General features: G+C 46.1%; 2 protein-coding genes. Both read left to right on the top strand.

All coding sequences use genetic code 11. From position 1 onward, the window contains the following. Positions 1-410: DUF3429 domain-containing protein (locus B7Y67_RS17905; protein WP_293599792.1), on the top strand; the 410-nt coding region annotated here is incomplete at its 5' end. A gap of 11 nt (positions 411-421) precedes the next feature. Continuing rightward, the coding region (locus tag B7Y67_RS17900) for a replication-associated recombination protein A (protein ID WP_293599791.1) at positions 422-1,461 on the top strand (1,040 nt) is incomplete at its 3' end.

Here is a 1,461-nt window from a genome sequence, read left to right as displayed (position 1 = left end):
TAATCGTTCAGTTAGCGCCAACACCTCTCAACTATTTAGGCGCCGAATCGCTTGCAGGTTATGGTGCGGTTATCACTGCATTTATGGGGGCGCTTCATTGGGGCGCTAATCTTCATACTCTCGGAAAAAATCCACCCGGTGATCGCTGGGAAGATCGCAATGCTTGGATCTGGGGAGTGATTCCAGCCCTTGTTGCTTGGCTTGCACTTCATGTCTATATACCCGTAGGCTTGGTCATTCTGGCTTCAGCATTAATTATCCAACGCAATATTGATAAAGAGACTTATCAATACTATTTTTCTAGCGAAGAAGCTTGTGGGGCTTTTATGACTATCCGCAACCGCTTAACCTTTGTAGCAGCAAGCTGTTTAATTTGGGCTGCTTTAGTGATTTTGTTTGTTCAAAACTAATTCGTATAGAGATGGGTAAACTTTTTGACCAAGACCCACCGCCTCCATTAGCAGAGGCACTACGCCCTCAGTTAATCAAGGAAGTTATTGGTCAAACCCATTTATTGGCGGCAGGCAAGCCACTTCAGTTAGCCTTTGCCTCTGGCAAGCCGCACTCGATGATTTTATGGGGGCCACCCGGCGTTGGTAAAACTACTCTAGCTAGACTATCTGCCAAAGCATTTGAGCGAGAATTTATTGCCATCTCTGCAGTATTAGCGGGTGTAAAAGAAATTCGGGAAGCCATCGAACAAGCTCAACGAAGCATGTCGGAGCAAGGTAAGCAAACTATTTTGTTTGTCGATGAGATCCATCGCTTTAATAAAAGTCAGCAAGATGCATTACTGCCGCATGTTGAGTCTGGGCTCTTTACTTTTATCGGTGCCACTACTGAAAATCCGTCGTTTGAGGTGAATTCCGCCCTACTGTCTCGTGCGCAAGTCTACGTACTGAAGTCCTTGAATTCAGATGAGCTTCAACAGCTTTTTGAGCGTGCGCGTTCTTATGCAATGCCTGATATTGCTTTCGATGCTACCGCAATCAGCACTCTCATTAGCCATGCAGATGGAGATGCTCGCCGTCTCCTCAATCTGATTGAGCAAGTCCATAACGCATTATCTGCGCCCAATTCTTCAGCGAAGCATATTGATCAAGCTTTTATTGAAAATGCCATGACTATTCAAGCTCGGCGTTTTGATAAAGGTGGGGATTATTTTTATGACCAAATCTCGGCATTGCACAAATCCGTACGAGGCTCCAACCCTGATGCTGCACTCTATTGGTTATGTCGTATGCTTGATGGTGGCGCTGACCCTCGCTATTTAGCTAGACGAATCATTCGAATGGCCTGGGAAGATATCGGGCTAGCAGATCCACGTGCCATGCAGCTGGCAAATGATGCTGCACAAACCTATGAGCGCTTAGGATCACCCGAAGGAGAGCTCGCCTTAGGTCAAGCAGTGATTTACTTAGCCGTAGCGGCTAAGAGCAATGCCAGTTATAAAGCGTTTAA

Source organism: Polynucleobacter sp. 35-46-11 (assembly GCF_002281105.1).
The sequence above is the reverse complement of the archived record's forward strand: the minus strand, read 5'-3'. Positions and strand labels throughout refer to the sequence as shown.